Raw genomic sequence first — 25,029 nt, 5'->3', positions numbered from 1 at the left:
CTGGGGAACCGTGTCTGAAACCACAGAAATCACCGAGGAGTCCGTCGACGCGGCCGTCTCCGCGGCGCTCGCCGCGATCGACGCAGCCGGCACCTCGGACGCGCTGAAGGCCGTCCGCCACGACCACACCGCCGAGGCATCGCCGCTCGCACGGCTGAACGCCGCCATCCGCTCGCTGCCCGGCGACCAGAAGGCCGCAGCAGGCAAGCTCGTCGGCGGCGCCCGCGGCCGCGTGAACCAGGCGTTCGCCGCCAAGGAGGCCGCGATCGCGGCCGAGGAGGACGCCGCCCGGCTCGCCGCCGAGGCCGTCGACGTCACCGCCCTGCCGAGCCGCTGGACGCCCGGCGCCCGCCACCCGCTCAGCCTCCTCCAGGAGCGCATCGCCGACATCTTCGTCGGCATGGGCTGGGAGGTCGCGGAGGGTCCGGAGCTGGAGAGCGAGTGGTACAACTTCGACGCGCTCAACTTCGACGCCGACCACCCCGCGCGGGCGATGCAGGACACCTTCTTCGTCGAGCCGACGAACGCGCACCTCGTGCTGCGCACGCACACCTCCCCGGTGCAGCTGCGCGCCCTCCTCGGCAACGAGCTGCCGGTCTACCGCATCGCGCCCGGCCGGGTGTTCCGCACCGACGAGTTCGACGCGACCCACCTCCCGGTCTTCACGCAGACCGAGGGCATCGCCGTCGACAAGGGCCTGACGATGGCGCACCTGCGCGGCACGCTCGACCACTTCGCCAAGACGCTCTTCGGCGAGGGCGCCCGCGTGCGCCTGCGTCCCAACTACTTCCCGTTCACCGAGCCGAGCGCCGAACTCGACCTCTGGCACCCGACCTTCAAAGGCGGCGCGCGCTGGATCGAGTGGGGCGGCTGCGGCATGGTGAACCCGAACGTGCTGCGCTCCGCGGGCATCGACCCGGAGGTCTACTCCGGGTTCGCGTTCGGAATGGGCGTCGAGCGGGCGCTGATGTTCCGCAACGACGTCAAAGACATGCGCGACATGGCCGAAGGCGATGTCCGGTTCTCCCAGCAGTTCGGAATGGTGGTCTGATGCGCGTCCCCCTGAGTTGGCTCGGCGAGTACGTCGACCTCGAGCCCGGCACCACGGCCGACGAGGTCCACGCCGCCCTCGTGTCCGTCGGGCTCGAGGAGGAGGACGTCCACACCTTCGAGATCAGCGGCCCGGTGGTCGTCGGCCAGGTGCTGGACTTCGTGGAGGAGCCGCAGAGCAACGGCAAGACCATCCGCTGGTGCCAGGTCCGCAGCGCTCCGGAAGGCCAGAAGGCCGCCGACGGTGGCGACGCCGTCCACGGCATCGTCTGCGGCGCCCGCAACTTCTTCCCCGGCGACAAGGTCGTCGTGACGCTGCCCGGCTCGGTCCTGCCCGGACCGTTCCCGATCGCCGCCCGCAAGACCTACGGGCACGTCTCGGACGGCATGATCGCCTCCGCGCGCGAGCTCGGCCTCGGCGACGACCACGAGGGCATCCTGCGGCTGACGACGCTCGGGCTCGACCCGGAGGTCGGCGCCGACGCCATCTCGCTGCTCGGGCTGGACGACACCGCGGTGGAGGTCAACGTCACGCCCGACCGCGGCTACGCGTTCTCCATCCGCGGCATCGCCCGCGAGTACTCGCACGCGACCGGCGCGGCTTTCCGCGACCCGGCCGAGGCCGTCCGCGTCCACTCCACGGGAGCGCACGCGCACGGCTTCAGCGTGACGATCGACGACCGCGCGCCGATCCGCGGCCGCGTCGGCGCCACGGTGTTCGTCACGCGCGTCGTCCGCGACGTCGACGGCTCCCGGCCGACCCCGCCGTGGATGGTCGCGCGGCTGAAGCTCGCCGGCATCCGCTCGATCTCGCTGATCGTGGACATCACCAACTACGTGATGCTCGAGCTCGGCCAGCCGATCCACGGCTACGACCTCGACAAGCTCTCCGGCGGCATCATCGTGCGCCGCGCGCACGCGGGCGAGACGCTGGTGACCCTGGACGACCAGACCCGCGTCCTGGACGAGGAGGACCTCCTCATCACCGACGAGTCCGGGGCCATCGGCCTGGCCGGCGTGATGGGCGGAGCGTCCACCGAGATCGGCGCGGGCACGAGCAACGTGCTGGTGGAGGCCGCCAACTTCGACCCGGTGTCGATCGCGCGCACCGCCCGCCGGCACAAGCTGCCGAGCGAGGCCTCCAAGCGCTTCGAGCGCGGGGTCGACCCGCGCGTCGCCGTCGCGGCGGCCGCCCGCGTCGTGCAGCTCCTGGAACAGCTCGCCGGTGGCCACGCCGACGAGCTCGGCTCGCTGCTCGACACCGCGGGGGAGGCGGAGCCCATCCGCCTGCCGAGCGCCTACATCCCGAACCTGATCGGGGTGGCGTTCACCGACGACGAGGTGCGCGGCGCGCTCGCCGAGATCGGCGGCACCGTGACCGGCGACGCCGACGGCCTGCTCGTCGTGCCGCCGAGCTGGCGTCCTGACCTGCGCGACAAGTCCGACCTGGCGGAGGAGGTCGCCCGCATCGTCGGGTTCGACCGCATCCCGTCCGTGCTGCCCGTCGCGCCTCCCGGCCGCGGCCTGTCGCGCGCGCAGAAGCTGCGCCGCTCGGTCGCCCAAATGCTCGCCGACAACGGCGCGACCGAGGTGCTCGCCTTCCCGTTCGTCTCGGAGGCGCAGAACGATCTGTTCGGCTCGCCCGAGGCCGGCCCGGTGCCGGCGGTGCGCCTGGCGAACGCGCTCGACGCGACCGCCCCGTACCTGCGCACCTCGCTCCTTCCCGGCCTGATCGACGTGGCCAAGCGCAACCTCGCGCGCGGCCTCGTCGACCTGCGCGTCTACGAGCTCGGCACGGTGTTCCTCCCCGCAGGCGGCGTGCTCGGCAGCGAGGAGCTGCCGCTCGGCGCCGCCCTCCCGGGCGACGACGTGCTCGCCGGCCTGAACGCGGGCATTCCCGCGCAGCCGCGCCACCTCGCCGGCCTGATCGTCGGCAGCCCGGTGGAGAAGCAGCCCGGCCAGGCGCCCGTCGCCGCCGGACTCGCCGACGCGCTGACCGCCGTGCAGCAGACCGCGACCGCCGTGGGCGTCCGCGTCGAGCCGGTGCAGAGCCGCCACCAGGCGCTGCACCCGGGACGCACCGCCCAGCTCGTGGCGCACGCCGCGGACGGCTCGCGCGTCGTCGTGGGCTACGCCGGCGAGCTGCTGCCCGCGATCGCGGAGGACCTCGACCTCCCGCGCGTCGTCGCGGTCTACGAGCTCGACCTGGACGCGCTGATCGCCGTCGCGCCCGCCGACATCGTCGCGGGCGTGATCGCCGGCTTCCCGGCGGCGACGCAGGACCTGTCGCTCGTCGTGCGCGACGAGGTCCCGGCCGGCGAGCTGCTGGCCGCGGTCCGGGAGGGCGCCGGCGCGCTCCTGGAGGACATCCGCCTGGTCGACGACTACCGCGGCGCCGGTCTCCCGGCCGACCGCAAGAGCCTCACCTTCGCGCTGCGCTTCCGCGCCGACGACCGCACCCTCACCGCGGCCGAAGCCAGCGAGGCGAAGCTCGCGGGGGCGGCGCGTGCCGAGGAGCTGTTCGGCGCGCATATCCGCGAGTAGCGGAACGATCCCGTGCCGGGTGGGAGGCCCCATCCGGCACGGATCGCCGCGCGGCCGTCAGAGGACGCTTCGGGATCGCAGCTTGCGCTTCACGCGATAGGCGGCGCGAGGCAGGAACTCCTGCACGCGCAGGCCCGACGTGCGGGGATTGATCGGTTCCTTCAGCCAGTCGTCGCCGCCCGAGGCGATGATCTGCCGGAAGGCCACGCGCTCGGGAGCGGAACGCAGTTCGTCGGGCAGCTGCAGCAGGGTCGTGAGGAGCACGCGGTCGTTGAACGGGGTGAAGGCCTCCTGGGCGATGTCCCATTCGAGCTGGCTCTGTGCCTGCCAGGAGCCGCACAAGTGCTCCCAGTGGAACAGGACGTCGAGGTCGATCCCCACCGCAGCGGCGGCGGGCGCTGCCTTCTCCCGCCACACGTCGAGGGAGGCGACGATCGCGGGCGCCGTCTCCCAGCCGGGGATGAGGCGGGCGAGCTGCCGGCCGGTGTCGGTGTCAGGGAGGATGCCGTCGGTCCGGAGGTAGAACTGGGCGATCTCGGCCGCGTTGCCCTTCAGGGCCACCCGCTCGGCGGGGAAACCGCGCTCCATTCCGTAGGCGATCTGGCCCCAGTCGTCGAGGTGCGAGATGGCGGAGTTGTCGCGATAGACCCGCAGCCATTCCGCGGTGGCCGGCTCGCGGCAGTCGATGATGTGGTGCTCCAGCCCGCGTGCGGCCAGCAGCCGGGACGGGATGGCGATGTCCGGCGACCTGCGATGCAGGTGCCGGTAGCGGAGCGTGTAATAGAACAGCCGGTCCGCCAGCGGCCCGGACGCCGCCAGGAGCATGCGCGAGTCCAGGCCGCCGGTCACGGGCAGCGCGACCGGGAACCGGTCCGCCGCGGCCGCGAGGGACGCCCGGAGTCTCGTGATCGCCGACTCGATCAGGAACGCGGGGTCCGCCCCCTGCCTGGCGTGCAGGGCGGTGTCCTGCACCGGCCAGTAGCGCTCCTGCTCTCCCGTGCTGGCTCGGAGCAGGTGGTTCGGGACCAGACGATCCACGTCCTCGAACGGTGTCGCGTCCGCGGGCAGGAAGGCCTCCTGGGAGTTGCGCCAGTAGCGGGACTCGAGCAGGTCGCGATACCGCGCGCTCGGCCTGAGCGGCACGACCTGCTCCAGCAGCAGCGCCTGCGAGGCGAGGTGCAGCGCGCCGTCTCGCCGCGTGTATTCGAGGGTCCGCAGCCCGCAGGGGTCGGCGAGGAACAGGACATCGTCCGCGGTGAACACCACGAGGACGAAGCGGCCGGCCAGCTCGACCGCGGACCAGGTCGAGACGTCGCCGCGCCAGGTCGCGGCGAGCTCCGCCAGGAGTGCGGCATCGTCGAGCCCAGGCCGTGCCGGGTCGATCGCGAAGCCGAGAAGCAGGAGGCGGACGGGGGAGGCCTCGTCGTCGTGCACACTCACCGCGAGGTCGGGATGCGCGTGCAGCCGGTAGTCGGCGATGTCGAGCGTCGTCCATCCGGGCAGGTCCACGTTCCGGGACGGGGTCAGCAGGAACTGACGGCGGTAGCGGAACGGATTCATCGACGGCTCGCTTTCGGATCGTGGAAGTCGCCTCACCTCGTGAGTGACGGCGAGAGTCGCCCGGGTCAGGATAGGCGCGGGACGGAGGCCGTTCGGCCGGGGGCCGACCCGGCTCCGGAAAGATCACCCGGCGGTTCACCGGCGCGGCAGAACCCATCGGTGGTGTGCGGGGCGGACGACGGCGCGGGTGTTCGCCGGCCGTGTGTGACGCCCGCGATTTGGCGGCGCGGAGGGAGAGGGCGCTAGGGTGGTCTACATGCTTACCGTCGGTGCCCCCTCGATGCGCCGACGCCTGCGCGACCGCCGAATCTAGGCGGCGCTCGGGCGACCCTTCGCGGTCGGACATGGGCGTCGCCGGCTCCTCGGCCCCCTGTCGTCCACCCCATCAAGGAACAAGCATGACTCTCTCGGTTGCCGTCGCCGGTGCCTCCGGGTACGCGGGTGGCGAGCTGCTGCGCATCCTCGCCGACCATCCCGACTTCGAGATCCGCACTGTGACCGCGCACAACAACGCCGGTCACCCACTCGCCGCGCACCAGCCGCACCTGCGCTCCCTCGCCCACCTCACCCTCACCGAGAACACGCCGGAGAACCTCGCCGGTCACGACGTGGTCTTCCTCGCGCTGCCGCACGGCCGCTCCGGGGAGGTCGCCGCGCAGCTGCCCGGCGACACCCTCGTCGTCGACGCGGGGGCCGACCACCGGCTGGAGGACCCGGCCGACTGGGACGCGTTCTACGGCGGCGAGTACTTCGGCTCGTGGGCGTACGGCGTCCCCGAGCTGATCGTCGGGGCCGACGGCGCCAAGCAGCGCGCGCACCTCGCCGGAGCGACCCGCATTGCGGCGCCCGGCTGCAACGCGAGCGCCGTCTCGCTCGCGCTCGCGCCGGGCATCCACGCCGGGGTGGTCGAGGAGGAGGACATCGTCAGCGTCCTCGCCGTCGGGCCGTCCGGCGCGGGGAAGTCGCTCAAGACGATGTATCTGGCCAGCGAGATCCTCGGCTCCGCCAACCCGTACGCGGTCGGCGGCACGCACCGGCACATCCCGGAGATCCAGCAGAACCTCCGCAAAGCGGGCGCGACGACGCCGACCCTCTCGTTCACTCCGGTGCTCGTGCCGATGTCGCGGGGGATCCTGGCGACCACCACCGCGCGGGTGAAGCCGGGAGTGACCGCCGCACACGTGCAGGAGGTCTGGGAGGCCGCCTACGCGGACGAGCCGTTCGTGCACGTCCTGCCCGCAGGGGTCGTGCCGCGCACGGCGGACGTGCTGGGGTCGAACACCGTGCTGATCGGGGTCGCCCTCGACCAGGCGGCGGGCCGGGTCGTGACCGTGCTCGCCATCGACAATCTGTACAAAGGAACGGCCGGCGCGGCGATCCAGTCCGCGAACATCGCTCTCGGGCTCCCCGAGACCGCCGGTCTGAGTGTGAACGGAGTCGCGCCATGAGCGTCACCACCGCCAAGGGATTCTCCGCCGCCGGCGTCGTCGCCGGCCTCAAGTCGAGCGGCAAGCGCGACCTCGCGCTCGTCCAGAACCGCGGACCGCTGACGGCGGCCGCCGCGGTCTTCACGACCAACCGCTGCAAGGCGAACCCGGTGCTGTGGAGCGAGCAGGTCATCGCCGACGGCGTCGTGTCGGCGATCGTCCTGAACTCCGGCGGCGCGAACTGCTACACCGGCGCGCAGGGCTTCCAGACCACGCACGCGACGGCGGAGGCCGTGGGCGAGGCGCTCGGCGTCTCCGCCGGTGACGTGCTGGTCTGCTCCACCGGCCTGATCGGCGAGCAGCTCGACCTCCAGAAGCTGACCACGGGTGTCGCCCAGGCGGCCACCGCCCTCGCCGGCGACTCCGGGCTCGGCGCGGCCGAGGCGATCATGACCACCGACACGCGCCCGAAGCAGGCCGAGCAGGTCTCAGCGGCCGGCTGGTCGGTCGGCGGCATGGCCAAGGGCGCCGGGATGCTCGCGCCGGGCCTCGCGACGATGCTCGTCGTCATCACGACGGACGCCGTGCTCGACTCCACTCAGCTCGACTCGGCGCTCCGCGCAGCCACCCGGGTCACCTTCGACCGCCTCGACTCGGACGGCTGCATGTCGACCAACGACACCGTCGCGCTGCTCGGCTCCGGCGCGAGCGGCGTCACGCCCGACCTGGACGAGTTCACGTTCGCGCTCACCGAGGTGTGCCGCAGCCTGGCAACGCAGCTCCAGGAGGACGCCGAGGGCGCCTCCCACGACGTCACGATCGAGGTCGTCAACGCCAGGACCGAGGACGAGGCCGTGACCGTCGGCCGCGCGGTGTCGCGGTCGAACCTGTTCAAGGCGGCCATTTTCGGCAACGACCCCAACTGGGGCCGCGTGCTCGCCGCGGTCGGCACCACCGACGCGGAGTTCGACCCGTACGGCATCGACGTCGCGATCAACGGCGTGCAGGTGTGCACGGCGGGGGAGCCGGACCAGCCGCGCGACCTGGTCGACCTGACGCCGCGCGCGGTGCACGTGCTCATCGACCTGCACGCGGGCGACGAGACGGCGGCCATCCTCACCAACGACCTGACCCACGACTACGTCCACGAGAACAGTGCCTACTCCAGCTGACATGACGACCGACACCGACACCGACACCGCGGAGGCCGCCGAGCGCGCCGCCGCCGCGGACAAAGCCGCGACCCTGATCGAGTCGCTGCCCTGGCTGAAGACCTTCCACGACCGCATCATCGTGGTGAAGTTCGGCGGCAACGCCATGGTGAGCGAGGACCTCCAGCGCACCTTCGCGGAGGACATCGTCTACCTGCGCTACGCGGGGCTGCGCCCGGTGGTCGTGCACGGCGGCGGTCCGCAGATCTCCGCGATGCTCGACCGGCTCGGCATCGAGAGCGAGTTCCGCGGCGGCTACCGGGTGACCACACCGGACGCGATGGACGTGGTGCGCATGGTCCTGACCGGCCAGATCAACCGCGACATCGTCGGCAACATCAACAAGCACGGCCCGCTCGCCGCCGGTCTGTCCGGGGAGGACGCCGGGCTGTTCCAGGGCCGCAAGCGCGGCGCCGTGGTCGACGGCGAGGAGGTCGACCTCGGCCTCGTGGGCGACGTGATCGGCGTGAACCCGGAGGCCGTGCTCGCACAGCTCGACGCCGGCCGCATCCCGGTGGTCTCCTCGATCGCGCCGGACATCGACGACCCGGGCCAGGCGCTCAACGTCAACGCCGACGCGGCCGCTGCGGCGCTCGCCGTCGCGCTCGGGGCGGCGAAGCTCGTCATCCTGACCGACGTCGCCGGTCTCTACAGCGACTGGCCGAACCGCGACTCGCTGCTGTCCAAGATCGCCGCGCCCGAGCTGCGCGAGCTGCTGCCCGCGCTGGAGTCGGGCATGATCCCCAAGATGTCGGCCTGCCTGGACGCGGTCGACGGCGGCGTGCCGAAGGCCGCGATCATCGACGGACGCGTGGCGCACTCGATCCTCCTCGAGGTGTTCACGCAGTCCGGAATCGGAACGGAGGTGGTGCCGGCATGACGGCGCGACTCGCACACAGCACGGAAGCCAACACGGACGGGCGGTGGAAACCGCGCTTCGGCGACGCCATGATGCGCACTCTCGCGACCCCCAAGCTCATGCTCGCCCGCGGCGAAGGCTGCCGGGTCTGGGACGTCGACGGCAACGAGTACCTCGACTTCCTCGCCGGGATCGCGGTCAACTCGCTGGGCCACGCGCACCCCGTCCTGGTGGAGGCCGTGAGCAGCCAGGTGGCCACGCTCGCGCACGTCTCCAACTACTTCTCCACGCAGCCGCAACTCGAACTCGCCGAGCGCCTGCGCGACATCACCGGAGCGGGCGAGCAGGGCCGCATCCTGTTCGGCAACTCGGGGGCGGAGGCCAACGAGGCCGCCTTCAAGCTGGCGCGCCTCAACCGCGGCCCGCACGGCCGGCGCACGCGCGTGCTCGCCCTGCACAACGCCTTCCACGGCCGCACGATGGGCTCGCTCGCGCTCACCGGCAAGCCGCCGATGCGCGAGGCGTTCGAGCCGCTGCCGGGCGGGGTCGAGCACATCGACTCGACCATCCACGCGCTGGAGGCCGCCATCGACGACCGCGTGGCCGCGCTGTTCGTGGAGCCGATCAAGGGCGAGGCCGGCGTGCTCGACCTCCCGGAGGGCTTCCTGCAGCGCGCCCGCGAGCTCACCGAGCAGCACGGCGCGCTGCTGATCATCGACGAGATCCAGACCGGCATCGGCCGCACCGGGCGCTGGTTCGCCTACCAGCACGCCGACATCCTCCCGGACGCGATCACCGTCGCGAAGGGCATCGCCGGGGGAGTGCCCATCGGCGCCCTCATCACGTTCGGCCGCGCGTCGGAGCTGTTCAGCCAGGGCCAGCACGGCTCGACGTTCGGCGGCAACCCGCTGGCGACGGCCGCGGGCAACGCGGTGATCGGCGAGATCGAGCGGGCCGACCTGGTTGGCAACGCCGCCCGGCGCGGCGAGGAGCTGCGCGCCATCCTGCGCTCCTACGACTCGCCGCTGATCGGCGACATCCGCGGCGCCGGCCTGCTGATCGGCGTCGGCCTCACCGACGGCGAGGCGCACCGGCTCTCCGACGCGGCGCTCGCCAACGGGCTGATCATCAACGCGCCGAACGAGTCGAGCATCCGCCTCGCTCCTCCGCTGATCGTGGGCGACGCCGAGCTCGCGGAGTTCCGCGAGCGGTTCGGGCGCGCGCTCGACGCGGTGCACGCCTCCTGACCTCCTGACCGACGCAGACCCAAGGACTCCCATGACCCGTCATTTCCTCCGCGACGACGACCTGAGCCCGGCCGAGCAGGCCGAGGTGCTCGACCTGGCGGCGCGGCTGAAGGCCGACCGCTTCTCCGCGAAGCCGCTCGCCGGCCCGCAGACCGTCGCCGTGATCTTCGACAAGACCTCGACCAGGACCCGCGTCTCGTTCGCGGTCGGGATCGCGGACCTCGGCGGCAACCCGCTGATCATCCAGAGCGGCGAGAGCCAGCTCGGCGGCAAGGAGTCGCTGGCCGACACCGCGCGCGTGCTGGAGCGGATGGTCGCCGCGATCGTCTGGCGCACCTTCGCTCAGAGCGGCCTGGAGGAGATGGCGGAGGGCACCACCGTCCCTGTCGTCAACGCGCTGTCGGACGAGTTCCACCCCTGCCAGATCCTCGCCGACCTGCAGACGGTGCGCGAGCACAAGGGCCGCACCGAGGGCCTGACGCTCGCCTTCTTCGGCGACGGCGCCAGCAACATGTCGCACTCGTACCTGCTCGGCGGCGCGACCGCCGGCATGCATGTCCGCGTCGCGGCGCCCTCGTCGTACGCGCCGGACGCCGCCGTGGTGGCCGACGCGGCCGCCATCGCCGTGCGCACCGGCGGCTCGGTCGCCGTCTTCACGGACGCCAGGGAGGCCGCGGCCGGCGCCGACGTCGTCATCACCGACACCTGGGTGTCGATGGGCAAGGAGGACGAGAAGGCCGAGCGGGTCGCCGTCTTCGGCGACTACACGGTGAACGCCGAGCTGATGGGGCTTGCCGCGGAGGACGCCGTGTTCCTGCACTGCCTGCCGGCCTACCGCGGCCTGGAGGTCACCGCCGACGTGATCGACGGCCCGCAGTCCGTGATCTGGGACGAGGCGGAGAACCGCCTGCACGCCCAGAAGGCGCTGCTGGCCTGGCTGCTCGCCAAGAACGAGCCGACCACGAACGAGCCGACCACGAACGAAGAGGGGGCGGCATGACCGCGGACAGCACCGACGGCGTCGGCAAGACCGACGAGGGCAAGCTCTGGGGCGCGCGCTTCGCGGGCGGACCGTCGCCCGAGCTGGCCGCGCTGAGCAAGTCCACCCACTTCGACTGGGCGCTCGCGTCCTACGACATCGCCGGCTCCCGCGCCCACGCCAAGGCGCTCGCGGCGGCCGGCTACCTCACCGACCAGGAGCTGGCCGGGATGATCGGCGCCCTCGACGTCCTGGAGACCGACGTGCTCTCCGGCTCCTTCGCCGCCGCCGAGAGCGACGAGGACGTGCACGGCGCGCTCGAGCGCGGCCTGATCGAGCGGGCGGGCGCCGAGCTCGGCGGCAAGCTGCGCGCCGGCCGCAGCCGCAACGACCAGATCGCGACGCTCGTGCGCCTCTACCTGCGCGACCACGCCGGGATCATCGCCGAGCGCCTGATCGCGCTGATCGACGCGATCGCCGCCCAGGCGGACGCGCATCCCACCGCGATCATGCCCGGCCGCACCCACCTGCAGCACGCGCAGCCCGTCCTGCTCGCCCACCACCTGCTGGCGCACTGCTGGCCGCTGGTGCGCGACCTGGAGCGGCTGGCCGACTGGGACCGGCGCGCGAACGTCTCGCCGTACGGCTCGGGTGCCCTCGCCGGGTCCACGCTCGGGCTCGATCCACTGCTGGTCGCCCGGGAGCTCGGCTTCGCGATCAGCTCGGAGAACTCCATCGACGGCACCGCCGCGCGCGACGTCGTGGCCGAGTTCGCCTTCGTCGCGGCGCAGATCGGTGTGGACGTGTCGCGCTTCGCCGAGGAGATCATTCTCTGGAACACGCGCGAGTTCGGCTTCGTGACCCTGGATGACTCGTACTCCACGGGCTCCTCGATCATGCCGCAGAAGAAGAACCCGGACATCGCGGAGCTCGCCCGCGGCAAGGCGGGGCGCCTGATCGGCAACCTGACCGGGCTGCTGAGCACGCTCAAGGGCCTCCCGCTGGCGTACAACCGCGACCTCCAGGAGGACAAGGAGCCGGTCTTCGACTCGGTGCAGACGCTGGAGGTCGTCCTGCCCGCGTTCGCCGGGATGGTCGCGACGCTGCGCTTCCACACCGACCGGATGGCGGAGCTCGCGCCGCAGGGCTTCTCGCTCGCGACCGACGTCGCGGAGTGGCTGGTCAAGCAGCACGTTCCGTTCCGGAACGCCCACGAGATCACCGGCAGCCTGGTGAAGTACGCGGAGGACAACGGGCTGGAGCTGAGCGACCTGACGGACGAGCAGCTCGCCGCCGTGTCGCCGCTGCTGACGCCCGAGGTGCGCTCGGTGCTGACCGTGGAGGGGTCGGTCGCGAGCCGCGCCGGGGCCGGCGGGACCGCTCCCGACCGCGTCGCCGACCAGCTCGCGACGCTGACCGAGCGGGTCCGAGCGCTGACCCGTGCCCTGATCGCCACCCGGCGGGACCTGGGCTGATGGCCCGGCGTCCCGGCTGGCTCATTCCGCTGATCGTGGTGGTGGCGGTCGCGGTGATCGTCGTCGGACTGATCGTGACCGTCGCCGCCGGCGGCCGGATCTTCTGAGCCGGGCAGCATGACGCTCTACCGGCCCGGGCGCGACGTGTTCGCCGCGTCGGCGCTGGAGGTCGCGCCGCAACTGCTCGGCGCCGTGCTCCGCCACGAGACGGAGGAGGGCGTCGTCGGCATCCGGATCAGCGAGGTGGAGGCCTACGTCGGCGACGGCGTCGACCCCGGCTCGCACTCCTTCCGCGGCCGCACCAAGCGCAACGCGGTGATGTACGGCGGCCCCGGCCACCTCTACACGTACTTCACCTATGGGATGCACGTCTGCGCGAACGTGGTGTGCTCGCCCGAGGGTGTGTCGTCGGCGGTGCTGCTGCGGGCCGGGGAGGTCGTGGAGGGCGCGGAGCTGGCCGCACACAGGCGCGGCGGTCCCGTCGGCCGGGCCGTCGCGGCGCGCGACCTGGCGCGGGGACCCGCGCGACTGGTGGTGGCGGCCGGCATCCTGCTGTCGGAGAACGGCTCCGACCTGTTCGCGCCGCCGTTCGAGCTGGAGCTGCCGACCGTCCAGCCGGCCTACGAGACCGGCCCGCGCACCGGCGTCTCCGGAGCGGGCGGGAGCGTGACCTTCCCCTGGCGGTACTGGCTCCCCGGCGACCCCACGGTCAGCCCCTACAAGCGCCACCCCAAATCCCACGACTGACCACCGCCGAGGGGCACCTAAACGCCCCTAAACCGCAGTTTTAGGGGCGTTTACGTGCCCCTCGGCGGTCAGGCGATGGCGAAGCGGAAGAGGCCGGCGCAGAGGCAGGCCCAGATGAGGCTGACCAGGGTGCCGATGATGAAGCGTTCGCGGGCCTCCGGCGCTTCGAGCTCGGTGAACCGGCCGACGCCCTTGATGGCGATGAGCACGCCGAGCGCCTCCGGGAAGCCCGCCATGATCGAGCCGGTGGTGGCGAACCGCTCCAGGTAGCCGATCGTCATGCCGCCGCGCAGCACCTCGCGCGTCTCCTCGATCCCGCTGACCTTGTCGTGGACGACGATGCCGCCGTGGACGCCGGGCACCGATGTGCTCCGCGTGGCGAGTGCGAGGGCGAGCTGCGCGGCCGGGCCGCCGCCGACGACGCTCAGCACGAGCGCGACGATGCCGATGAGCACGCGGAAGACCAGCGGGGCGCCCTGCTGGGGGAGGGCGACGAGGAGGAACGCGAGCCCGAGCAGGCCGGCCGCGGTGTAGACGAGCGGCCGCCGCGGCGACCGGAGCGTGGCGATCATGCAGCACACGGCGGCGATCGCGAGGATCAGCGCGACGGCCCACAGCGCGAACGGCACGATGGCGGCGAGGAACTGCGGCACGGGCAGGGACGTCATCCATCCTCCGGACGTTCGGCCGACTGCTGGGCTGCGTCGGCGGTCTCCAACAGCCTAACCAGGGCCGGCTGCGCCGCGAGGTCGGCACGCAGGCCGGCGGCGCGGGCGCGGTCGTTCGCCGATTGCGGGGTGATCCCGAGCCGCGCGCCGGCCTCCGCCTGTGTCAGCCCGGCGGCGACGAGGTCGTAGAGCTCCCAGCCCGCCGCGCTGCGCGTCTCCCGCAGGGTCAGCAGGAGGCCGACCAGCGCTTCGACGTCGGCGGCGGCCTCCGGCGCGGCGACCGCCTCCGCGGCGAAGCGGAGCGGCGCGCGCTTGGCGCGGGTGACCGCGGCCCGGGCTGCCACGAACGCGTCGCCGCTGGCCTCCCGCGTCGCGGCGGGGAGCGGCGTGCGGACCGCGCCGATGCCGATGCCGACGCTCCACGCCCCGCCGCGCGCGAGCGTCGTGACGATGTCGAAGGCGGTGGCGGCGTCGGCGGTCAGCGCCTGGAGCTCGTCGCCGGCGTTCCGGTCGGCGGGCAGGGCCAGGCGCTCGCCGTGGCGCTCGTTCAGCGCGGAGAGCGCGGGGGCGACGATGTCGGGCCGGTTGCGGCTGTCGACCTGGTCGGCGGTGACGACGAACACGGGATGCCTCCTCGCAAGCATCAGGGCTGTGGACCTGATTCGCACATTATCAGGTCCTGAGGCCTGATTCAAGTCTGATCAGGTCCACAGACCTGATCGACGACCGGGATACGGAGGCCTCCGCTGCTACTCTGTGGGAGTGCCAGAAACCGCCGCCGCCGAAGACCGCAGCAGCGCAGAGCCCACGCTCAGCGCGCAGACCAACGACCCGTCGTTCGACGACGTCTGGGACGAGCTGAAGTGGCGCGGACTCGTCCACGTCTCCACGGACGAGGCCGCGCTCAAGGAGCTCCTGGCCGGTGACCCGATCACCTACTACTGCGGCTTCGACCCGACCGCCCCGAGCCTCCACCTCGGCAATCTGGTGCAGCTGCTGACCATGCGCCGCCTCCAGCTCGCCGGGCACAAGCCGCTCGGCCTCGTCGGCGGCTCGACGGGTCTCATCGGCGACCCGCGGCCCACCGCGGAGCGCACGCTGAACACCAAGGAGACCGTGTCCGAGTGGGTCGGCTACCTCCAGCAGCAGGTCACGCGCTTCCTCTCGTCGGAGGGCGACAACGCCGTCCGCCTGGTCAACAACCTCGACTGGACGGCGCCGCTGTCGGCCATCGACTTCCTGCGCGAGATCGGCAAGCACTTCCGCGTCGGCACGATGCTGAAGAAGGACGCCGTCGCCGCCCGGCTCAACTCGGACGAGGGCATCTCGTACACCGAGTTCAGCTACCAGATCCTGCAGGGTATGGACTTCCTGGAGCTGTACCGGCAGTACGGCTGCCTCCTCCAGACCGGCGGCAGTGACCAGTGGGGCAACCTCACGAGCGGCACCGACCTCATCCGCAAGGTGGAGGGCGTGCACGGTCACGCGATCGGCACCCCGCTCATCACGAACAGCGACGGCACCAAGTTCGGCAAGAGCGAGGGCAACGCGATCTGGCTCGACGCGAGCTTCACGAGCCCGTACGCGATCTACCAGTTCTGGCTCAACGCCGACGACGCCGACGTGATCGACCGCCTCAAGGTCTTCACCTTCCTGCACCGCGACGAGATCGAGCGCCTCGAGCGCGCCGTCGCGGAGGAGCCGTTCCGCCGCGAGGCCCAGCGCCGGCTGGCCTACGAGGTGACGGCGCTCATCCACGGCGTGGAGGCCACCGAGGCCGTCATCGCGGCGTCCGAAGCCCTCTTCGGCCAGGGCGACCTGGCCGCCCAGGACCGCGGCGCGCTGGAGTCGGCGCTGCGCGAGCTCCCCAACACGACCACGGCGTCCTCCACCACGATCGCCCAGGCGCTGGTCGACACCGAGCTCACCAAGAGCCTCGGCGAGGCCCGCCGCGCGGTCGCCCAGGGCGGCGTGTACGTCAACAACGCCAAGGTCGAGGACGCCGAGTCGCCCGTCGGCGACCACCTGCTCCCGGGCGGGATGGTCGTCCTGCGCCGCGGGAAGAAGACGCTCAGCGGCGTGTTCGTGGAGTAGGGGACGAGCGCGGGTAGGGTGTCGGACATGCAGAACGAGGCGGGGACCGTGGACGGCGACCGGCCGGACGACGAGTCGGCCCCGGACGGCCTCGTGTCGCGGCTCGAGGTGATCGAGGAGCAGCCGCTGGAGGCGCGCGCCGAGTCGTACGCCCAGCTGCACGAGGAGCTCAGCGCGCGGCTCGAAGGCGCCGACGCTCCACGGCATGGCTGAACGACTGGATGTCGCGCTCGCCGCGCGCGGGCTGGCGCGGTCGCGGACGCACGCCGCGACGCTGATCGCGGACGGCCTCGTGACCGTCGACGGCAAACCGGTCGTGCGCGCGTCCACGAAGGTGGGCGACGAGCAGGAGCTGGTCGTCGCCGGCGCCGACCACTACGTGAGCCGCGGCGCGCACAAGCTGATCGCGGCGCTGGACGGGTTCGGAGTCGCGGTGGAGGGGCGTGTCGCGCTCGACGCGGGCGCGTCGACGGGAGGCTTCAGCCAGGTTCTCCTGGAGCGCGGCGCCCGCCTTGTCATCGCGGTGGACGTCGGGCACGGGCAGCTCGCGCCCGAGCTCACCCGTGAGGACCGGCTGTTCTCGTACGAGGGCGTGAACGTCCGGGAGCTGACCCGTGAGTCCTTCGCCCGGCTCGTCGGCCCCGACCTGCGTCCCGACCTGGTCGTCGCCGACCTGTCGTTCATCTCGCTCGCGCATGTGCTCCCCGCGCTTCGCGAGGTCGCGGCGGAGGGCGCGGACTTCGTCCTGCTCGTCAAGCCGCAGTTCGAGGTCGGCCGCACCGGCATCCGCGAGGGGATCGTGCGCGACGCAGGGCTGCGCGCGGACGCCGTCGGCGGCGTGCTCTGGAGCGCCTGGGACGCGGGGCTCGGCACCGCGGGCGTGATGGCCTCCCCGATCGCGGGCTCGCACGGCAACCAGGAGGCGCTGGTGCACCTGCGGGCGGGCGCGAGCAACCCGACGGAGTGGCTGGAGAGGGTGCGAGCGGTCACGGCGTGACCCGCGGTTCCGGTTCACGATCGAACCGGTGAAATCCCGGGCGATTATCGAGGCCCTTCGTGTGATATCCGGGATGTCTGAGGTGCCTCCGGGGTTACCGTCATCGGATGAGCTCCGCCCCCGTCGCCTCGTGGCGGAACCGTCTGACCCGGGTGCGCGCGGTGCTTGCGGCCTTCATCGGCTACCTCGCCGTCCCGGTGCTCAACGCCGTCTCGCCGCTTCTCGCCCTCCCCGCGATCACCTCGACCAACGGGGGAGGAGCCTGGGCCGCGATCGCCCTCGGGCAGTCGCTGGGCGGCACCGCCGGCGTCGTGGTGGAACTCGGCTGGGGGCTGAGCGGCAGCCAGCGGGTCGCCAGGATGTCTGAGCGCAACCGGGCGCGCGCCTACGCCACGTCGCTCGTCACCAAGGCCGCCGTCGCCGTCCCGGCGCTCGCGGTCGCCGCGCCGCTCGCGTCGGCGCTCGCCCCGGGATTCGGGCTGCTCTCCGCCCTGGTCGCGATCGCGAGCGGGCTCGCCGTCATGGGCGCGGGCTGGATCTTCATCGGGATGCTGCGCCCGCGCCTGTTCCTGGTCACCGAGGTCCTCCCGCGGACCCTCCTGGTCGTCGCGTCCGCCCTGGCGATCTCGGCCGGCTGGTCGGTGCTCGTCTACCCGGTCGCCCTGCTCGTGGGGACGGTCTCCGCTCCGCTGGTCGCCGCGGCGGTCCTCGGGGTGAGACTCGCGGACTTCACAGCGCTCGGGCCCCGGCGCATCGTCGCCGTCGTGCGCATGCAGGGCCACGCGCTCACCACCAACATCTTCTCGTCGGTGTACCTCTCGCTCGGGACGAGCGTCGCGACTCTCGGCGCGGTGGACGCCACCCTGCTGTACGCGTCCGTCGACCGGCTCAAACGGATGTTCCAGCAGGTGCTGGTCACCCAGCAGTACGTGCTGAAGGGCTGGGTGGGTCGCGAGACGGATCCGGCCGGGAGGATGGTGCGCGCCGCGCGGGCCGCGATCATCAGCTCGAGCATCGGTGTGATCGCAGGTGTGGGCTTCGCCTTCGCGGCGGAGCCGGCGGCCCAACTGGTCTTCTCCGGGACGGTGCACGTTCCACCGCTCGCAGCGGCGATCGCCGGAGCGAACCTGGCCGTGGTCTGCGCCAGCATGTCCACGGGGGTGGTGCTCCTGGTGGCCCTCGGGCGCCTGTCGGCCACCGCCCGCTCCGCCGTGGTCGGTGCGGCGGTCGGCCTGCCCGCGATCTTCTTCGGAGCCCTGGCGTTCCAGGGCACGGGCGCGCTCGCCGGCCAACTCCTCGCGGAGCTCGCCGTGCTCGGCGTGCAGCTGGCCGCCGTGCGCACCCGGCTGCGCGAACTGCGCGGCGCCGGACGCTGGCGGGGGCTGCGGCCAGACGGACGATCCGTCTCCACACCCGCTCCCTGAGTGAACGTTCTCCACAATCTGCCCTGCCCGGGCACATCCCGGCCCGAAAACCGACAGAATGGTGGGACGGCCCGGAACGGGCGGGTCAGGCAGGATGGGCGCACAGCGCATTGCAGGCACAGGGAGGCGACGTGGCGGCATCGGGTGACGCGCAGCGATACATTCTGGTCGTCGCGCACACCGGCCGTCAGGACTCCCTCGACGCGGGCGTGCAGGTGTGCAGGCAGCTCATCTCCGCCGGAGTCGTCCCGGTGCTCAGCGAGGACGAGCGGCGCGACCTGCTCGCCGCCGCACCCGACCTCGACGCGGTCGCCGTGCTCGGCGACGAGGTGCAGGCGAGCGATCTCGAGCTGGTGATCGTCCTCGGTGGCGACGGCACCATCCTGCGGGCGGCCGAGCTGGTCCGCGGATGCACGGCGCCCCTGCTCGGCGTCAACCTCGGGCACGTCGGCTTCCTCGCCGAGAGCGAGCGGGACGACCTGGAGATCGCCGTCGCGCGCGGCCTCGCGAAGGACTACGAGGTGGAGGAGCGCATGACGCTCTCCGCCCGCGTCAAGGTCGGCAAGGAGGTCGTCTACGAGAGCTGGGCGCTCAACGAGGCGACCGTCGAGAAGGCGAGCAGGGAGCGGATGCTCGAGGTCGTCATCGAGGTCGACGGGCGGCCGATGTCGAGCTTCGGCTGCGACGGGGTCGTGATGTCGACGCCCACCGGCTCCACGGCCTACTCGTTCTCCGCAGGCGGACCGGTGGTCTGGCCCGGCGTCGCTGCGCTGCTGCTCGTCCCGCTCAGCGCCCACGCCCTGTTCTCCCGGCCGCTCGTGGTCGACGCCGACTCCTCGCTCGCGATCGAGCTGCTCGACCGCGCGGGCGGGGAGGGCATCCTCTGGTGCGACGGCCGCCGCCAGTTCGACCTGCCGCGCGGTTCCCGTGTCGTGGTGCGCCGCTCGCCCATCCCGGTGCGGCTCGCGCGACTGCACCCCGGGCCGTTCACCGACCGGCTCGTCCACAAGTTCGACCTCCCGGTCACGGGATGGCGGGGGCCGGCTGGACGTGACTGAGCGCTCTACCACCCGCACCGCGGCGGGTCGCGGCAAGGCCGTCGCGCCGCGCGGCGGCATCGACGAGATCTCCATTCGCGATCTCGGCGTCATCGCCGAGGCCGCGCTGCCGCTCGGCCCCGGATTCACCGCGATCACCGGCGAGACCGGCGCGGGCAAGACCATGGTCGTCTCCGCCCTCGGCCTCCTGCTGGGCGAGCGCGCCGACACCGGCGCAGTCCGGCTCGGCAGCGCCCAGGCCTGGGTCGAGGGGCGCTGGCGCGTCGAGGAGCCGGGGGAGGTCGTGGAGCGCGTCCGCGATGCCGGCGGCGACGTCGACCCGATCGGCGACGGATCCGCCGAGCTCGTGCTGAGTCGCTCCGTGTCGGCCGAGGGCCGGTCGCGCGCGGTCGTCGGCGGTCGCAGTGCGCCGGTGAGCGTGCTGACCGAGCTCGGCGAGCAGCTGGTCGTCGTGCACGGCCAGTCCGACCAACTGCGGCTGCGCTCCGCGGTGGCCCAACGCGAGGCGCTCGACCGCTTCGCCGGCCCGGAGCTCGCGAGTGCGCTCGAGGCCTACGCCCAGGTGTTCCACCGCTGGCGCGACAACGCCAGCGAGCTGGAGGAGCTGCTGGCGGACCGCGACCGCCGAGCACGGGAGGCCGACGACCTCCGCGTCGCCATGGCCGAGATCGAGGCCGTCGCGCCGCAGCCGGGGGAGGACGACGAGCTGGGCGAACGGGCCGAACGGCTGACCAACCTCGAAGAGCTGCGCCTCGCCGCCTCCGGCGCGCGCGAGCTGCTCTCGGCCGAGGAGTCGGAGGAGCCCGATGTGGTCGGCCTGCTGGACGCCGCACGCCGCCAGGTCGAACGGGTCGCGCCGCACGACGCCGAGCTCGCCCCGACGGTGGAGGCCGTGGCCAACCTCAGCTACCTGGCCTCCGACATCGCCGCGCAGCTCTCCACCTACCTCGCCGCGCTCGACACCGACGGCTCGCGCGAGCTGGAGGCCGTGCAGGAGCGCCGCGCCGAGCTGTCCACGCTCGTCCGCAAGTACGGGCCAACGCTCCACGACGTGATCAGCACGCTGGAGACCGGGAGCCTCCGGCTGCTGGAGCTGGACGGCGACGCCGACCGCATCCAGGAGCTCACAGACGAGGTGGAGGCCGACAGGACGCTCGTCGCGGAGCTCGCCGCCGACCTCAGCGAGCGTCGCCGCGTCGCAGCGGAGCGCCTGGCCGCAGCGGTCTCCGACGAGCTGTCCGCCCTCGCGATGCCGGACGCCCGCATCGTCGTGGAGGTCACCCAGCGCGACGAGTCCGACCCGCAGAGCTACACCGCCAGCGGACGCGACCAGGTCGCGATCCTGCTCCGCCCGCACCCGGGCGCCGAGCCGCGCCCACTCGGCAAGGGCGCCTCCGGCGGCGAGCTCTCGCGCGTCATGCTCGCGATCGAGGTCGTCATCGCGGCGACCGATCCGGTGCCGACCTTCATCTTCGACGAGGTCGACGCCGGCGTCGGCGGCGCCTCGGCCATCGAGATCGGCCGCCGGCTCGCACGCCTCGCCGAGAGTGCGCAGGTGATCGTCGTGACCCACCTCGCGCAGGTGGCGGCGTTCGCGAACAACCACCTCACGGTCGTCAAGGGCAACGACGGCGCGGTCACCGCCTCCAGCGTGCGCCGGCTCGACGGCGACGAGCGGATCGCCGAGATGGCGCGGCTGCTCTCCGGTCTGCCCGACTCCGAGAGCGGGCTCGCCCACGCGCGCGAGCTGGTGGACATGGCCGCCGCCGCACGCTGACCGCGACACCCCGCTGCAGGTGATAAGCTGCAAGCCCGTGGTGGATTATTCAGACGCGGCGCAGACCAACAGCAAAAACGGCACTACCAAGCACATCTTCGTGACAGGTGGTGTCGTTTCTTCGTTGGGGAAGGGCCTGACAGCGGCCTCCCTCGGCAACCTCCTGACGGCACGCGGCCTCCGCGTCGTCATGCAGAAGCTCGACCCGTACCTCAACGTGGACCCGGGGACGATGAACCCGTTCCAGCACGGCGAGGTGTTCGTCACCGACGACGGCGCGGAGACCGACCTCGACATCGGCCACTACGAGCGCTTCCTCGACATCAACCTCTCCCAGTCGGCGAACGTCACCACCGGGCAGATCTACTCGAACGTGATCGCCAAGGAGCGCCGCGGCGAGTACCTGGGCGACACCGTCCAGGTCATCCCGCACATCACCGACGAGATCAAGCGCCGGATGCGCCTCCAGGCCCAGCCGGGACCGGACGGCGAGCCCGCGCCCGACGTCATCATCACCGAGATCGGCGGCACGGTCGGAGACATCGAGTCGCAGCCGTTCATCGAGTCCGCGCGCCAGGTGCGCCACGAGCTCGGCCGCAAGAACTGCTTCTTCGTGCACGTCTCGCTCGTGCCGTTCATGAACGCCTCCGGCGAGCAGAAGACCAAGCCGACCCAGCACTCGGTCGCGGCGCTGCGCTCCATCGGCATCCAGCCGGACGCGCTCGTGCTGCGCAGCGACCGGCCGGTGTCCGAGTCGAACAAGCGCAAAATCGCGCTCATGTGCGACGTGGACGAGCAGGCCGTCGTCAACGCGATCGACGTCCCGAGCATCTACGACATCCCGACCATGCTGCACGAGCAGGGCCTGGACGCCTACATCATCGACCAGCTCGGCCTCGACAAGGCGAACGACGTCGATTGGCATGGCTGGGCGCACCTCCTGGAGGCCGTGCACGACCCCAAGCACGAGGTCACCATCGGCCTGGTCGGCAAGTACATCGACCTCCCGGACGCCTACCTGTCGGTCACCGAGGCCCTGCGCGCGGGCGGCTTCGCCCACCGCACCAAGGTGAAGCTCAAGTGGATCCCGTCCGACGAGTGCCAGACGCCGGAGGGCGCTGCCGCGCAGCTCGGCGACGTCGACGCCATCTGCGTGCCGGGCGGCTTCGGCGTCCGCGGCATCGAGGGCAAGGTCGGCGCGCTGAAGTTCGCCCGTGAGAACGGCATCCCGGCCCTCGGCCTGTGCCTCGGCCTGCAGTGCATGGTCATCGAGTACGCGCGCCACGAGGCCGGCCTGGCCGGCGCGTCGTCGTCGGAGTTCGACCCGGAGACCGAGTTCCCGGTGATCGCCACGATGGCCGAGCAGGTCGAGATCATCGCCGGCGGCGACCTGGGCGGCACCATGCGCCTGGGCCTCTACCCGGCGCTGCTCGCCGAGGGCTCGCTCGCCGCCGAACTGTACGGCGCCGACGAGGCCAGCGAGCGCCACCGGCACCGCTACGAGGTCAACAACAACTACCGCGAGCAGATCGCCGACGCCGGCCTCTGGTTCTCCGGCACCTCGCCGGACGGCCATCTGGTCGAGTACGTGGAGCTGCCGCGCGACGTGCACCCGTTCTACATCGGCACCCAGGCCCACCCGGAGCTGCGGTCGCGCCCGAACCACGCGCACCCGCTGTTCGCCGGGCTCGTCGGCGCCGCGCTCGACCGGCAGAAGGCCAGCCTCCTGTTCGAGGTCGCGGCGGACGACGAAGTGGGCGCCGTCGTGGACGGTGCGCTCGAAGTGGGCGCGGACGCCTGATGGCGGCGGAGGCCGAGGGCGCTCCGGAGGCCGGCGCGCTGCGCGATGAGCCGTTCCGTCCCGAGATCGTCTCCTCCGACGTCGCCTTCGGCGGTCGGATCTGGGACGTGAGGCGGGACACCTTCCGCTACAACGGCGAGGACATCACCCGCGAGTACGTCGACCACACCGGCGCGGTCGCGGTGCTCGCCCTGGACGACGAGGGCCGCGTGTTGCTGATCCGGCAGTACCGGCACCCCGTGCGCTACCGCGACTGGGAGATCCCGGCCGGCCTGCTCGACATCCGCGGCGAGGACCCGCTGACCGCGGCGCAGCGCGAGCTGGCCGAGGAGGCCGACCTCCAGGCCGGGCAGTGGAACGTCCTGACCGACGTGTTCACCAGCCCGGGCGGCAGCGACGAGGCCATCCGCGTCTACCTGGCACGGGACGTCCGCGCCACCGCGGAGGCGTTCGCGCGCGAGGCCGAGGAGGCCGACATCGAGGTGGCGTGGGTGCCGCTGGAGGAGGCGGTCGACGCCGTGCTGGAGCGCCGCGCGCACAACGCGGTGCTGATCATCGCGGTGCTCGCGGCGCGGGTCGCGCGCGAGAAAGGCTGGGAGAGCCTCGGCGCCGCCGACGCGCCCTGGCCGAGCCACCCGAAGCTGGCGGACGCGGACGGCGAAGCGCCCGAGCTGAGCGAGCAGAGCGCCGCGGGATGACCGTCGCGGCGGACGCGGACGCCTTCCTGAGGCACGTCGCCATCGAGCGCGGCCTCTCGGCGAACACCGTGGCCGCCTACCGGCGCGACCTGACGGTCTACACGGTCTGGCTGGACGGCGAGGGCGTCGGCGATGTCCGCGACGTCCTGCCGGTGACCGTCTCGACCTACCTCGCGCACCTCGGTTCCCGCGAGGAGTCGCCGTTGACCGCGACCTCCCTCGCCAGGATGCTGTCCACGGTGCGCGGGTTCCACCGGTTCCTGCTGGAGGAGGGCCGCGTGGAGGCCGACGCCGCGCGCGACATCCGTCCGCCCAAGCAGCCGAGCACCCTCCCGAAGGCGATCACCGTCGACCAGGTCGCCGCGCTGCTGGCGGCCACCGACGGCGACGAGCTCGACCACCTCCGGGACAAGGCGCTGCTGGAGCTGATGTACGCGACCGGCGCCCGCGTCAGCGAAGCGGTCGGTCTCAATGTGGACGACGTGATCGACACGGACGTCGTGCGCCTCACCGGCAAGGGCGCCAAGCAGCGGATCGTGCCGCTGGGCAGCTACGCGCAGACCGCGGTCGCCGCCTACCTGGTGCGAGCGCGCCCGGTCCTGTCGGCGCGGGGGAGGGCGACGCCCGCGCTGTTCCTCGGGATGCGCGGCGCGCGCCTGTCACGCCAGAACGTCTGGCTGATCATCCGCGCCGCCGCCGAGCGCGCCCAGCTCGGCGTCGAGATCTCGCCGCACACCCTCCGCCACTCGTTCGCCACCCACCTGCTCGCGGGCGGCGCGGACGTGCGCGTAGTGCAGGAGCTGCTCGGCCACTCGTCCGTGGCCACGACGCAGATCTACACGCTGGTGACGGCCGACGCGCTGCGGGACGTGTACGTGACGGCTCACCCGCGGGCGCGATGACGCCCCCGCGGCGCCTTCCGGTACAGCCAGACCAGCACCTTCCCGTCGTCGCCCGACACGCGTGACGGCGTGAAGCCGAGCTTGTCGAGGACGCGGAAGGACGGCGCGTTCCAGCGTTCGACGATCGCCCACAGCACGGGGAAGCCAGCGTCGAACGCCGCGTCGGCGACCGCGGCAGCGGCCTCCGTGGCGTAGCCGCTGCCGACATGGCGGCGCAGGAGCTCGTAAGCCAGCCCCGGCTGTGCGGCGCTCGCGCGCCTGGCGACCAGTCCGCAATAGCCGATCGCCTCGCCCGTCTCGGCGAGCTCGACCGCGTAGACGCCGAAGCCGGCCTCCTCCGCGGCGCGGCGCTGCGCGTCCAGCCGGTCGCGCTCCTCCTCGACCGTCCTGGTCTCCTGGTCGGGGTCCTCGGCGATCAGCGCGAGGCTCCACTCGGCGTCGCGTCCGTCGCGGAGACGCAGGCTCAGGCGCCCGGTGGTGAGCTCGGCTGGCATCGTCGGCATCCGCACAG

Annotated in this window: 22 protein-coding genes; 18 read left to right on the top strand and 4 right to left on the bottom strand. The window is 72.4% G+C overall.

The window, feature by feature from the left end; translation table 11 throughout:
* Positions 1 to 10 precede the first annotated feature (10 nt).
* Complete coding sequence (pheS, locus tag F1C12_RS07550; protein WP_185278173.1) at positions 11 to 1,051, top strand: phenylalanine--tRNA ligase subunit alpha; 1,041 nt, start codon at positions 11 to 13, stop codon at positions 1,049 to 1,051.
* The gene (gene pheT, locus F1C12_RS07545) at positions 1,051 to 3,594 is read left to right on the top strand and encodes a phenylalanine--tRNA ligase subunit beta (protein ID WP_185278172.1); all 2,544 of its coding nucleotides are present in this window, start codon (positions 1,051 to 1,053) and stop codon (positions 3,592 to 3,594) included. Before pheS ends, pheT begins: the two co-directional genes overlap by 1 nt.
* Before the next feature lie 57 nt (positions 3,595 to 3,651).
* On the opposite strand, the gene F1C12_RS07540 is transcribed toward pheT, so the two are convergent.
* On the bottom strand, positions 3,652 to 5,154 hold the full coding sequence (locus F1C12_RS07540; protein ID WP_185278171.1) for a hypothetical protein: 1,503 nt from the start codon (positions 5,152 to 5,154) through the stop codon (positions 3,652 to 3,654).
* A gap of 398 nt (positions 5,155 to 5,552) precedes the next feature.
* Here F1C12_RS07540 and argC point away from each other — a divergent pair, with 398 nt between their 5' ends.
* The 7 genes from argC to F1C12_RS07505 all read left to right on the top strand — a co-directional run bounded on the left by argC (position 5,553) and on the right by F1C12_RS07505 (position 13,099).
* On the top strand, positions 5,553 to 6,602 hold the full coding sequence (argC, locus tag F1C12_RS07535) for an N-acetyl-gamma-glutamyl-phosphate reductase (protein ID WP_185278170.1): 1,050 nt from the start codon (positions 5,553 to 5,555) through the stop codon (positions 6,600 to 6,602).
* The gene (gene argJ, locus F1C12_RS07530; protein WP_185278169.1) at positions 6,599 to 7,753 is read left to right on the top strand and encodes a bifunctional glutamate N-acetyltransferase/amino-acid acetyltransferase ArgJ; all 1,155 of its coding nucleotides are present in this window, start codon (positions 6,599 to 6,601) and stop codon (positions 7,751 to 7,753) included. The genes argC and argJ overlap by 4 nt, the downstream gene beginning before the upstream one ends.
* Position 7,754: 1 nt before the next feature.
* Positions 7,755 to 8,672 carry an acetylglutamate kinase gene (gene argB / locus F1C12_RS07525; protein ID WP_185278168.1) on the top strand — a complete coding sequence of 306 codons (918 nt, stop codon included), beginning with the start codon at positions 7,755 to 7,757 and terminating at the stop codon, positions 8,670 to 8,672.
* Positions 8,669 to 9,898: an acetylornithine transaminase gene (locus tag F1C12_RS07520; protein WP_185278167.1), complete on the top strand. Its 1,230-nt coding sequence runs from the start codon at positions 8,669 to 8,671 to the stop codon at positions 9,896 to 9,898. The genes argB and F1C12_RS07520 overlap by 4 nt, the downstream gene beginning before the upstream one ends.
* 31 nt (positions 9,899 to 9,929) lie before the next feature.
* The gene (gene argF, locus F1C12_RS07515) at positions 9,930 to 10,898 is read left to right on the top strand and encodes an ornithine carbamoyltransferase (RefSeq protein WP_185278166.1); all 969 of its coding nucleotides are present in this window, start codon (positions 9,930 to 9,932) and stop codon (positions 10,896 to 10,898) included.
* Positions 10,895 to 12,352, top strand: a complete 1,458-nt coding sequence (argH, locus tag F1C12_RS07510; protein WP_185278165.1) for an argininosuccinate lyase — start codon at positions 10,895 to 10,897, stop codon at positions 12,350 to 12,352. The genes argF and argH overlap by 4 nt, the downstream gene beginning before the upstream one ends.
* Positions 12,353 to 12,469: 117 nt before the next feature.
* Positions 12,470 to 13,099 carry a DNA-3-methyladenine glycosylase gene (locus F1C12_RS07505; protein ID WP_185278164.1) on the top strand — a complete coding sequence of 210 codons (630 nt, stop codon included), beginning with the start codon at positions 12,470 to 12,472 and terminating at the stop codon, positions 13,097 to 13,099.
* A gap of 68 nt (positions 13,100 to 13,167) precedes the next feature.
* Here F1C12_RS07505 and F1C12_RS07500 read toward each other — a convergent pair whose 3' ends face one another.
* Positions 13,168 to 13,767, bottom strand: a complete 600-nt coding sequence (locus F1C12_RS07500; RefSeq protein ID WP_185278163.1) for a hypothetical protein — start codon at positions 13,765 to 13,767, stop codon at positions 13,168 to 13,170.
* Positions 13,764 to 14,390 carry a DNA-binding protein gene (locus tag F1C12_RS07495; RefSeq protein WP_185278162.1) on the bottom strand — a complete coding sequence of 209 codons (627 nt, stop codon included), beginning with the start codon at positions 14,388 to 14,390 and terminating at the stop codon, positions 13,764 to 13,766. Before F1C12_RS07495 ends, F1C12_RS07500 begins: the two co-directional genes overlap by 4 nt.
* 139 nt (positions 14,391 to 14,529) lie before the next feature.
* On the opposite strand from F1C12_RS07495, the gene tyrS reads away from it, so the two are divergent.
* From tyrS to xerD, 9 genes are all read left to right on the top strand, one after another.
* Complete coding sequence (gene tyrS, locus F1C12_RS07490; protein ID WP_185278161.1) at positions 14,530 to 15,861, top strand: tyrosine--tRNA ligase; 1,332 nt, start codon at positions 14,530 to 14,532, stop codon at positions 15,859 to 15,861.
* Between the two features lie 27 nt (positions 15,862 to 15,888).
* A complete protein-coding gene (locus F1C12_RS07485; RefSeq protein WP_185278160.1) occupies positions 15,889 to 16,074 on the top strand; it encodes a hypothetical protein in 186 nt (61 codons plus the stop codon).
* Entirely contained in the window at positions 16,067 to 16,858 is a 792-nt protein-coding gene (locus tag F1C12_RS07480) for a TlyA family RNA methyltransferase (protein WP_185278159.1), read from the top strand. The genes F1C12_RS07485 and F1C12_RS07480 overlap by 8 nt, the downstream gene beginning before the upstream one ends.
* 107 nt (positions 16,859 to 16,965) lie before the next feature.
* On the top strand, positions 16,966 to 18,282 hold the full coding sequence (locus F1C12_RS07475) for a hypothetical protein (RefSeq protein ID WP_185278158.1): 1,317 nt from the start codon (positions 16,966 to 16,968) through the stop codon (positions 18,280 to 18,282).
* A gap of 131 nt (positions 18,283 to 18,413) precedes the next feature.
* On the top strand, positions 18,414 to 19,340 hold the full coding sequence (locus F1C12_RS07470; RefSeq protein ID WP_185278157.1) for an NAD kinase: 927 nt from the start codon (positions 18,414 to 18,416) through the stop codon (positions 19,338 to 19,340).
* A gap of 58 nt (positions 19,341 to 19,398) precedes the next feature.
* Positions 19,399 to 21,117, top strand: a complete 1,719-nt coding sequence (gene recN / locus F1C12_RS07465; RefSeq protein WP_185278828.1) for a DNA repair protein RecN — start codon at positions 19,399 to 19,401, stop codon at positions 21,115 to 21,117.
* A 40-nt stretch (positions 21,118 to 21,157) separates the two neighbouring features.
* Complete coding sequence (locus F1C12_RS07460; protein WP_185278827.1) at positions 21,158 to 22,918, top strand: CTP synthase; 1,761 nt, start codon at positions 21,158 to 21,160, stop codon at positions 22,916 to 22,918.
* Positions 22,918 to 23,616, top strand: a complete 699-nt coding sequence (locus F1C12_RS07455; RefSeq protein WP_185278156.1) for an NUDIX domain-containing protein — start codon at positions 22,918 to 22,920, stop codon at positions 23,614 to 23,616. Before F1C12_RS07460 ends, F1C12_RS07455 begins: the two co-directional genes overlap by 1 nt.
* Positions 23,613 to 24,518 carry a site-specific tyrosine recombinase XerD gene (gene xerD / locus F1C12_RS07450; protein ID WP_185278155.1) on the top strand — a complete coding sequence of 302 codons (906 nt, stop codon included), beginning with the start codon at positions 23,613 to 23,615 and terminating at the stop codon, positions 24,516 to 24,518. The genes F1C12_RS07455 and xerD overlap by 4 nt, the downstream gene beginning before the upstream one ends.
* Here xerD and F1C12_RS07445 read toward each other — a convergent pair.
* Complete coding sequence (locus F1C12_RS07445; RefSeq protein ID WP_185278154.1) at positions 24,500 to 25,021, bottom strand: GNAT family N-acetyltransferase; 522 nt, start codon at positions 25,019 to 25,021, stop codon at positions 24,500 to 24,502. The genes xerD and F1C12_RS07445 overlap by 19 nt on opposite strands.
* Positions 25,022 to 25,029: the final 8 nt, after the last annotated feature.

This window comes from Leifsonia shinshuensis, from assembly GCF_014217625.1.
GTDB lineage: Bacteria > Actinomycetota > Actinomycetes > Actinomycetales > Microbacteriaceae > Leifsonia > Leifsonia shinshuensis_A.
This window is presented reverse-complemented; position numbering and strand designations above follow the sequence as displayed.

Coding starts and splice junctions, on each gene's coding strand:
- F1C12_RS07475 (WP_185278158.1), top strand. CDS start 16,966: ATGAGCTCCGCCCCCGTCGCCTCGTGGCGGAACCGTCTGACCCGGGTG.
- argF (WP_185278166.1), top strand. CDS start 9,930: ATGACCCGTCATTTCCTCCGCGACGACGACCTGAGCCCGGCCGAGCAG.
- F1C12_RS07520 (WP_185278167.1), top strand. CDS start 8,669: ATGACGGCGCGACTCGCACACAGCACGGAAGCCAACACGGACGGGCGG.
- argH (WP_185278165.1), top strand. CDS start 10,895: ATGACCGCGGACAGCACCGACGGCGTCGGCAAGACCGACGAGGGCAAG.
- argB (WP_185278168.1), top strand. CDS start 7,755: ATGACGACCGACACCGACACCGACACCGCGGAGGCCGCCGAGCGCGCC.
- F1C12_RS07445 (WP_185278154.1), bottom strand. CDS start 25,021: ATGCCGACGATGCCAGCCGAGCTCACCACCGGGCGCCTGAGCCTGCGT.
- F1C12_RS07505 (WP_185278164.1), top strand. CDS start 12,470: ATGACGCTCTACCGGCCCGGGCGCGACGTGTTCGCCGCGTCGGCGCTG.
- F1C12_RS07455 (WP_185278156.1), top strand. CDS start 22,918: ATGGCGGCGGAGGCCGAGGGCGCTCCGGAGGCCGGCGCGCTGCGCGAT.
- F1C12_RS07540 (WP_185278171.1), bottom strand. CDS start 5,154: ATGAATCCGTTCCGCTACCGCCGTCAGTTCCTGCTGACCCCGTCCCGG.
- F1C12_RS07485 (WP_185278160.1), top strand. CDS start 15,889: ATGCAGAACGAGGCGGGGACCGTGGACGGCGACCGGCCGGACGACGAG.
- pheT (WP_185278172.1), top strand. CDS start 1,051: ATGCGCGTCCCCCTGAGTTGGCTCGGCGAGTACGTCGACCTCGAGCCC.
- argC (WP_185278170.1), top strand. CDS start 5,553: ATGACTCTCTCGGTTGCCGTCGCCGGTGCCTCCGGGTACGCGGGTGGC.
- F1C12_RS07480 (WP_185278159.1), top strand. CDS start 16,067: ATGGCTGAACGACTGGATGTCGCGCTCGCCGCGCGCGGGCTGGCGCGG.
- F1C12_RS07500 (WP_185278163.1), bottom strand. CDS start 13,767: ATGACGTCCCTGCCCGTGCCGCAGTTCCTCGCCGCCATCGTGCCGTTC.
- xerD (WP_185278155.1), top strand. CDS start 23,613: ATGACCGTCGCGGCGGACGCGGACGCCTTCCTGAGGCACGTCGCCATC.
- argJ (WP_185278169.1), top strand. CDS start 6,599: ATGAGCGTCACCACCGCCAAGGGATTCTCCGCCGCCGGCGTCGTCGCC.